8 protein-coding genes are annotated in these 8,409 nt (G+C 61.9%); 7 read left to right on the forward strand and 1 reads right to left on the reverse strand.

What is annotated here, in order from left to right:
- Window positions 1-10: 10 nt before the first annotated feature.
- Complete coding sequence (locus E4P01_RS07885; protein ID WP_032880973.1) at window positions 11-613, forward strand: VWA domain-containing protein; 603 nt, start codon at window positions 11-13, stop codon at window positions 611-613.
- A gap of 114 nt (window positions 614-727) precedes the next feature.
- Here E4P01_RS07885 and E4P01_RS07890 read toward each other — a convergent pair whose 3' ends face one another.
- A complete protein-coding gene (locus E4P01_RS07890) occupies window positions 728-1,675 on the reverse strand; it encodes a DUF1853 family protein (RefSeq protein WP_078821505.1) in 948 nt (315 codons plus the stop codon).
- A gap of 145 nt (window positions 1,676-1,820) precedes the next feature.
- Between E4P01_RS07890 and E4P01_RS07895 the strand changes: the two genes are divergently transcribed.
- Genes E4P01_RS07895 through pepN form a run of 6 tightly spaced genes read left to right on the forward strand, consistent with a single transcriptional unit; the run spans window position 1,821 to window position 8,321 of the window.
- The gene (locus E4P01_RS07895) at window positions 1,821-2,711 is read left to right on the forward strand and encodes an NAD(+) kinase (protein WP_003217892.1); all 891 of its coding nucleotides are present in this window, start codon (window positions 1,821-1,823) and stop codon (window positions 2,709-2,711) included.
- Window positions 2,708-3,682: a metallophosphoesterase gene (locus tag E4P01_RS07900; protein WP_164699547.1), complete on the forward strand. Its 975-nt coding sequence runs from the start codon at window positions 2,708-2,710 to the stop codon at window positions 3,680-3,682. Before E4P01_RS07895 ends, E4P01_RS07900 begins: the two co-directional genes overlap by 4 nt.
- Entirely contained in the window at window positions 3,679-4,548 is an 870-nt protein-coding gene (locus E4P01_RS07905; RefSeq protein WP_032875921.1) for a rhomboid family intramembrane serine protease, read from the forward strand. The genes E4P01_RS07900 and E4P01_RS07905 overlap by 4 nt, the downstream gene beginning before the upstream one ends.
- A gap of 14 nt (window positions 4,549-4,562) precedes the next feature.
- Entirely contained in the window at window positions 4,563-4,823 is a 261-nt protein-coding gene (locus E4P01_RS07910) for a DUF1315 family protein (protein WP_005788688.1), read from the forward strand.
- The gene (locus E4P01_RS07915) at window positions 4,820-5,650 is read left to right on the forward strand and encodes a DUF2797 domain-containing protein (RefSeq protein ID WP_005788687.1); all 831 of its coding nucleotides are present in this window, start codon (window positions 4,820-4,822) and stop codon (window positions 5,648-5,650) included. The genes E4P01_RS07910 and E4P01_RS07915 overlap by 4 nt, the downstream gene beginning before the upstream one ends.
- A 13-nt stretch (window positions 5,651-5,663) precedes the next feature.
- Complete coding sequence (gene pepN, locus E4P01_RS07920; RefSeq protein ID WP_216091534.1) at window positions 5,664-8,321, forward strand: aminopeptidase N; 2,658 nt, start codon at window positions 5,664-5,666, stop codon at window positions 8,319-8,321.
- The last annotated feature ends 88 nt before the right edge of the window (window positions 8,322-8,409 follow it).

Here is an 8,409-nt window from a genome sequence, read left to right on the forward strand (position 1 = left end):
GGCGGGGCGACTGGACAACGGCAGGCAGGGCAAGGCGCGCAGCGCACAGAAAGGCAGGATCAATTGGCCGGGTACGTTGCTCGGTGGACGGCCGCAATGCCGTGATGATCTGCTGTTCCACCTGCGTAGCCGTTCGGCGCCGGAACTGTGGTTGGTAATCGTCGATGCCTCGGCGTCCACCCGGCGCCATCGGGCGTTGACCGATGCCAAGGGTTTGTTGGCTCAGCTGTTCGACGACGCTTATCGGCAACGGGCGCGCATGGCGCTGTTGACGGCCAGCGGATCAGCGCCGAAGTGGCAGGTGCAGGGCTTGAAGGCGGCAAAGGGATTGACGGGTTGGCTGGAGCAGTTAGGCGCCGGTGGCGGTACGCCATTGCTCGCCGCCTTGAGCGAGGCCGGGCAGTGGCTCAAAGCGCGGCGCAAGCGTTACCCGGCGCAGCAACAGCGATTGCTGGTGATCACTGATGGTCGGCTCAAAGCCATTGATGGGTTGCCGCCGTTGGAGTGTCCGGGGTTACTGGTAGACATTGAGCGCGGGCCGATCAGGTTGGGACGGGCTCAGGAGTTGGCGATGGGGTTGCAGTTGGATTATCAGCATATCGATGATGTGTAGTGCCTGGGCAATCGACATCGGGAGCAAGCCCCCTCCCACATTTTTCAGTGCGCCGCACTACCTTGTGGAAGGGGGCTTGCCCCCGATGGCTGCCTTGAATACACCGAGGATTTATCAGCCTGCCCCCGGCACATTCGGCCAAAGATCCGCCACCAGAAACAACCGCTCCGCTTCCTCCCAGTCCTCACCGTTCTGCACCATCCGAACCAGTAACTGCGCCGGTGCCATCGGATCCAGGTCCTTCAGCCAGCTTTGCATCTGCGCTTCACTCCACACTTGATCCGCCGTGTAATGCGCAGGTGCCAACCAGGCGTGGCGGGGCAGGGGTTGCCAGTGGCCGGGTGGGCGGGTGCTGACAAAATCCGACCAGTCACGCTGATGCAACCAGCAACCACGCAGATGCTGCGGGTGGGCGCCGATTGGGGGTTGCGCCGTGCCAGGCCAGGGATAGAGCAGATAACCGCCCAGCCACAAATGCGCATCGAACACCTGGATATCCAGCGCCGCCAAGGCGTCGCGGCTCTCGGCCCGCGCAGAAATCGGCAGTTGATGTTCGGCCAGGTGCGCCAGCTTGCGGTCCAGCCGGTCATGGCAGCCCGGCCCGAGCCATAGCGCGGTGTCCTGGCCATTGCCGTCCTGTGGGCCAAGATAGAGTTTGATCGCCAGTTCCAGATGGTGCACGCCATCGCGGTCGCGCAACAGCATGTCCAGTTCGCCCAGGGTATGCCCGGCGCGGCGGATCGGCAGGTTGGCGGCCAGCAATTCCACACCCGGCGCGTGCTGCACGGCAAACTGCCACAGGCGCTCGTAATAGAGGCCCAGGCGCCGTGTGCGCGACAGGCTGAGCCACTGCTGCAGGGCGCTGCTGTCCTGATCAAGCGCACGCAGCCAATGCTCAAGCCGGTGTGGCGCCTGCGCCCAGTCACTGCCGGCCAGCGGGTGGCGCTGCGGCCACGGCGTTTGCGCCAGCATGGGCGGGGCGAGGATCACCCACGCCAGGTCGCGCACCTCGGGGTGGCGCAATTGGCGGGGCAAGTTGTGCAAGTCAGGGAACACGGTCATGGTCCGAGCATAGCCTTTTCAGCCGGGTGAAGGTGCCTGAGAACCATTGTCATCAAGGCGCGGCGGCGACAAAGGATTTTGCCTGACGCGGCCTTTCGCCCATAATCGTTCTTTTTTGCCGCACCCCAAATCCCGCAGGAGCCCCATGGAGCAATTTCGCAATATCGGCATTATCGGTCGCCTGGGCAGTACCCAGGTGTTGGACACCGTCCGCCGGCTGAAGAAGTTTCTGCTCGAGCGCCACCTGCATGTGATCCTCGAAGACACCATCGCCGAAATCCTCCCGGGCCACGGCCTGCAGACCTCGTCGCGCAAGATGCTCGGCGAGGTCTGCGACATGGTCATCGTGGTCGGCGGCGATGGCAGCCTGCTCGGCGCCGCCCGGGCGCTGGCGCGGCATAACGTGCCGGTGCTGGGGATCAACCGCGGCAGCCTGGGGTTTCTGACCGACATCCGCCCCGATGAGCTGGAAGTCGAAGTGGCCAAGGTGCTCGACGGCCATTACCTGGTGGAAAACCGCTTCCTGCTGCAAGCCGAAGTGCGCCGCCATGGCGAGGCGATCGGCCAGGGCGATGCCCTCAACGATGTGGTGCTGCACCCGGGCAAATCCACGCGGATGATCGAGTTCGAGCTGTATATCGACGGCCAGTTCGTGTGCAGCCAGAAGGCCGACGGCCTGATTGTCGCCACGCCTACTGGCTCCACCGCGTATGCACTATCGGCCGGTGGCCCGATCATGCATCCCAAGCTCGATGCCATTGTGATCGTGCCGATGTACCCCCATATGTTGTCCAGCAGACCGATTGTGGTCGATGGCAACAGCGAGCTGAAAATCGTGGTGTCCAAAGACATGCAGATCTACCCGCAAGTCTCCTGCGACGGGCAGAACCATTTCACCTGCGCCCCCGGTGACACCATCACCGTGAGCAAGAAGGCACAGAAGTTGCGCTTGATCCACCCGCTGGATCACAACTACTACGAAGTGTGCCGTACCAAGTTGGGCTGGGGCAGCCGCTTGGGGGGTGGGGGCGACTGATGCTCGATCCCGCGCGTAGCTACGACCTGATTGGTGACGTGCACGGTTGCGCTCATACCCTTGAGCACTTGCTCGACCAATTGGGTTACCACAAGCAGGGCGGCACCTGGCGCCATCCGTCGCGCATGGCGGTGTTCCTGGGCGATATCATCGACCGTGGCCCACGCATCCGCGAGGCGCTGCATATCGTCCATGATATGACCGAGGCCGGCCAGGCGCTGTGCATCATGGGCAACCATGAGTTCAATGCGCTGGGCTGGACCACCCCGGCACCACCCGGCAGCGGCAGGCAGTTCGTGCGCGAGCACAACCCACGTCATGCGCGGTTGATCCAAGAGACCCTGACCCAGTTCGAGCACCACCCGGCCGACTGGCACGACTTCCTCGGCTGGTTCTACGACATGCCGCTGTTTGTCGATGCCGGGCGTTTTCGCGTGGTGCACGCGTGCTGGGATGAAGGCTTCATCCAGCCATTGCGCGCCACCTTCCCGGATGGCTGCATCGACCAGCACTTCCTGCAAGCCGCCGCCGTACCGGGCAGCTTCGCCTGCAACGCCTTCGATCGGCTGTTGCGCGGCACCGATATGCGCCTGCCCGACGGTCTGACCCTGACCGGCGGCGATGGCTTGACGCGGTCGTTCTTCCGCACCAAGTTCTGGGAAGATGACCCCAAGACCTACGGTGACATCGTGTTCCAGCCCGACGCTTTGCCAGAGCCGGTGGCGCGCACGCCGTTGTCGTCCACCGAAAAGAATTCCCTGCTGCGCTACGGCGTCGACGAGCCGTTGTTGTTCGTCGGCCATTACTGGCGCAGTGGCAAACCGGCGCCGATCCGCCCGAACCTGGCCTGCCTGGACTACAGCGCGGTGCTGTACGGCAAGCTGGTGGCGTATCGACTCGACCAGGAAACCCAACTGGATCCGCGTAAATTTGTATGGGTCGACGTTGAGCGACCCGAGGCCATTCCATGAGTACCGTAGCCGTATTGCGCTTGCCCCTGAGTGTCGACCTGGGTGGTTTCGTCAAGTTGCTGCAACGCATGCAGGTGCCCCATCGCGTCAGTGAAGAGGCGGGTGAGCAAGTGTTGTGGGTGCCTGAAACCATCAGCGATGACGTGCGCGTGTTGTATCAACGCTTTCCTGCCGGCGACCCGGACCAGCAGCTGGATATTCCTGAACAGGCGCCAGTTGCACGGCCAGGTTTCGTCCAGCAGCTGCGTCATAGCCCTGTCACGGCGCTGGTGCTGTTGGCCAGCCTGATTGTCGGCGCCGTGACCCTGCTTGGTGAAAACCTGCAAGCCATGGCCTGGCTGACGTTCCTGCCGTTCCGGGTGCTGGGCGAGTACATCCAGTTCACGCCGTTGGCCGACACGCTCGCTTCAGGGCAGTGGTGGCGATTGGTCACGCCGATGCTGATCCACTTCGGCATCCTGCACCTGGCCATGAACGGCATGTGGTACTGGGAGTTGGGCCGGCGCATCGAAGCGCGCCAGGGCAGTATCAACTTGCTGGGGCTGACCCTGTTGTTCAGCCTGGTCTCCAACTACGCGCAATACGCTTATGGCGGCCCTGGCCTGTTCGGTGGCTTGTCCGGTGTGTTGTATGGCCTGCTCGGGCATTGCTGGATCTTTCAACTATTGTCACCCAACCCAGCCTATCGCCTGCCCCGTGGGGTGCTGGTGATGATGCTGGTGTGGCTGCTGCTCTGCCTGTCGGGGCTGGTCTCGATGATCGGCTTCGGCCAAATCGCCAACGCGGCCCATGTCGGCGGCCTGGTTATCGGTTGCCTCACCGGTTTGCTCGGCGGGCTGTACAACCGTCGCAAATCGTCTATTTGATAAGGAAGAGCCGAATGTCCTCTTTTGCTGAAATGATCGAAAACATCACCCCCGATATCTACGAAAGCCTCAAGCTCGCCGTGGAAATCGGCAAATGGTCCGATGGCCGCAAGCTCACCGCCGAACAGCGCGAATTGTCCCTGCAAGCGATGATCGCCTGGGAGATCCAGAACCTGCCCGAAGAGCAGCGTACCGGCTATATGGGCCCGCAGGAATGCGCGTCCAAGTCGGAGCCGGTGGCGAACATCCTGTTCAAGTCGGATGCGATCCATTGATTGAAATTGGTCGCGGTGCAGTCAGCAAAATGTCGGCGCAACTTGGTGAGCCGACTGTTCAATATGCGTTTCGCCTGGGCGATGTCGAGGTGCCGGTCAATCCGATGATCGGCACCCATGTGCGCCTGGAGTACCTGGGTGCCATTCATTGCAGCCATTGCGGGCGCAAGACCAAGACCAGCTTCAGTCAAGGGTATTGCTACCCGTGCATGACCAAGCTGGCCCAGTGTGACCTGTGCATCATGAGCCCCGAGCGTTGCCATTACGACGCCGGCACCTGCCGTGATCCGGGCTGGGGCGAAAAATTCTGCATGACCGACCATGTGGTGTACCTGGCCAATTCGTCGGGGGTCAAGGTCGGCATCACGCGTGCCACCCAGCTGCCCACCCGCTGGCTGGACCAGGGTGCCAGCCAGGCATTGCCGATCATGCGCGTGTCGACTCGCCAGCAGTCCGGCTTCGTCGAAGACCTGTTCCGCAGCCAGGTGGCCGACAAGACCAACTGGCGCGCCTTGCTCAAGGGCGACGCGCAATCGGTGGACCTCAAGCAGGTGCGCGATGAGCTGTTCGCCTCCTGCGCCGAAGGCTTGCTGGGTTTGCAGGAACGCTTTGGCCTGCAAGCCATCCAAACCATTGCCGACATCGAGCCGATTGAAATCCGCTACCCGGTCGAGCAGTATCCGACCAAGATCGTCAGCTTCAACCTGGACAAGAACCCGATTGCCGAAGGCACGCTGCTGGGGATCAAGGGCCAATACCTGATCTTCGATACCGGCGTCATCAATATTCGTAAATACACGGCCTACCAGCTCGCCGTGCATCAGTAGAAGGATCCCAAGCATGCGCACCGAACAACCGAGGATGATTTACCTTAAGGACTATCAGGCGCCGGACTACCTGATCGACGAGACGCACCTGACCTTCGAGTTGTTCGAGGACCACAGCCTGGTCCACGCGCAGTTGGTGATGCGCCGCAACCCCGAGCGCGGCGCCGGTTTGCCGCCCTTGGTACTCGACGGCCAGCAACTTGAACTGTTGAGCGTCAACCTGGCCGACCAGCCGCTGACGGACGCTGACTACCAGTTGACCGACAGCCACCTGACCGTGCAGCCAAAGAGTGAGACCTTCACCCTCGACACCACGGTCAAGATCCATCCGGAAACCAACACTGCCCTGGAAGGTTTGTACAAATCCAGCGGTATGTTCTGCACCCAGTGCGAGGCCGAGGGCTTTCGCAAGATCACTTACTACCTCGACCGCCCGGACGTAATGAGCGTGTTCACCACCACGGTGATCGCCGAGCAGCACAGCTACCCGGTGCTGTTGTCCAACGGCAATCCGATTGCCAGTGGCCCTGGCGAAGACGGCCGGCACTGGGCGACCTGGGAAGATCCGTTCAAGAAGCCGGCGTACCTGTTTGCGCTGGTGGCCGGTGACCTGTGGTGCGTCGAAGACAGCTTCACCACCATGACCAATCGCGAAGTCGCGTTGCGCATCTACGTCGAGCCGGAAAACATCGACAAGTGCCAGCACGCCATGACCAGCCTGAAGAAATCCATGCGCTGGGACGAAGAAACCTACGGCCGCGAGTACGACCTGGATATCTTCATGATCGTGGCGGTCAACGATTTCAACATGGGCGCCATGGAGAACAAGGGCCTCAATATCTTCAACTCCAGCGCCGTGCTGGCCCGCGCCGAAACCGCTACCGACGCCGCCCACCAGCGCGTCGAAGCCATCGTCGCCCACGAATACTTCCACAACTGGTCGGGCAACCGCGTGACCTGCCGCGACTGGTTCCAGTTGTCGCTCAAGGAAGGCTTCACCGTGTTCCGTGATTCGGGCTTCTCCGCCGACATGAACTCGGCCACGGTCAAGCGCATTCAGGATGTGGCCTATCTGCGTACGCACCAGTTCGCCGAAGACGCTGGCCCTATGGCCCACGCGGTGCGCCCGGACAGCTTTATCGAGATCTCCAACTTCTACACCCTGACCGTTTACGAAAAGGGCTCGGAAGTAGTCGGCATGATCCACACCTTGCTCGGCGCCGAAGGCTTCCGCAAAGGCAGTGACCTGTACTTCGAACGCCATGACGGTCAGGCCGTGACCTGCGACGACTTTATCAAGGCCATGGAAGACGCCAATGGCGCCGACCTCAGCCAGTTCAAACGCTGGTACAGCCAGGCGGGTACGCCACGCTTGGCGGTGAGCGAGTCCTACGACGCGGCGGCCAGGACCTACAGCCTGACCTTCCGCCAGAGCTGCCCGCCAACGCCGGACAAGGTCGAAAAACTGCCGTTCGTGATCCCGGTGGAATTGGGCCTGCTGGACGGGCAGGGCGCCGCAATCAACTTGCGCCTGGCCGGTGAGGCTACAGCTGCAGGCACCTCACGAGTGATCTCGGTGACTGAAGCCGAGCAGACGTTCACCTTCGTCGATGTCGCTGAAAAGCCGTTGCCTTCGCTGTTGCGTGGGTTTTCGGCGCCGGTGAAATTGAGCTTCCCGTATAACCGCGATCAGTTGATGTTCCTGATGCAGCACGACAGCGACGGCTTCAACCGCTGGGATGCCGGCCAGCAGCTGTCGGTGCAGGTGTTGCAGGAACTGATCGCCCAGCATCAGGCAGGCCAGCCGCTGAAGCTGGACCAGCGCCTGATCGATGCGCTGCGCACGGTATTGAGCGACGAAAGTCTCGACCAGGCCATGGTCGCGGAAATGCTCTCGCTGCCAAGTGAAGCCTACCTGACGGAAATCAGCGAAGTGGCGGATGTGGATGCGATCCACGCGGCCCGTGAATATGCCCGCAAGCAACTGGCCGAGAACCTGTTCGAAGGCTTGTGGCTGCGCTACCAGGCCAATCGTGAGCTGTCCAAGCAAACGCCGTACGTGGCAGAGGCCGAGCACTTTGCCCGCCGTGCCTTGCAGAACATCGCGTTGTCGTACCTGATGCTCAGCGGCAAGCCAGAAGTATTGGCGGCCACCCTGGATCAGTTCGACACCAGCGATAACATGACCGAACGCCTGACGGCCCTTGCGGTGCTGGTGAACTCGCCGTTCGAAGCGGAAAAGGCCCAGGCGCTGGCGGTGTTTGCCGAGAACTTCAAGGACAACCCGTTGGTAATGGACCAGTGGTTCAGTGTTCAGGCCGGCAGCACGTTGCCGGGCGGGCTGGCGCGGGTCAAGGCGTTGATGGGACACCCGGCGTTCACCATCAAGAACCCGAACAAGGTGCGCGCCTTGATCGGCGCATTCGCCGGCCAGAATCTGGTCAACTTCCATGCGGCGGATGGCTCGGGTTATCGCTTCCTGGCGGATCTGGTGATCGAGCTCAACACCTTGAACCCGCAGATCGCCTCGCGCCAACTGGCGCCGCTGACGCGCTGGCGCAAGTATGACAGCGCACGCCAGGCGCTGATGAAGGCGCAGCTGGAGCGCATTCTCGCGTGTGGCGAGCTGTCCAGCGATGTGTATGAGGTGGTCAGCAAGAGCCTGGCGTAACGTTTTCTGCCTGATGTTCCGGGGGCAAAATGTGGGAGCGGGCTTGCTCGCGAAGGCGGCCAGGCAGCCGACACAGTTATACCGAGTA

The organism is Pseudomonas sp. NCIMB 10586, assembly GCF_023127895.1.
Lineage (GTDB): Bacteria > Pseudomonadota > Gammaproteobacteria > Pseudomonadales > Pseudomonadaceae > Aquipseudomonas > Aquipseudomonas synxantha_A.

Bases quoted from the DNA above. Each gene is read 5' to 3' on its own strand.
- pepN (WP_216091534.1), top strand. From the start codon at position 5,664: ATGCGCACCGAACAACCGAGGATGATTTACCTTAAGGACTATCAGGCG.
- E4P01_RS07895 (WP_003217892.1), top strand. From the start codon at position 1,821: ATGGAGCAATTTCGCAATATCGGCATTATCGGTCGCCTGGGCAGTACC.
- E4P01_RS07910 (WP_005788688.1), top strand. From the start codon at position 4,563: ATGTCCTCTTTTGCTGAAATGATCGAAAACATCACCCCCGATATCTAC.
- E4P01_RS07890 (WP_078821505.1), bottom strand. From the start codon at position 1,675: ATGACCGTGTTCCCTGACTTGCACAACTTGCCCCGCCAATTGCGCCAC.
- E4P01_RS07905 (WP_032875921.1), top strand. From the start codon at position 3,679: ATGAGTACCGTAGCCGTATTGCGCTTGCCCCTGAGTGTCGACCTGGGT.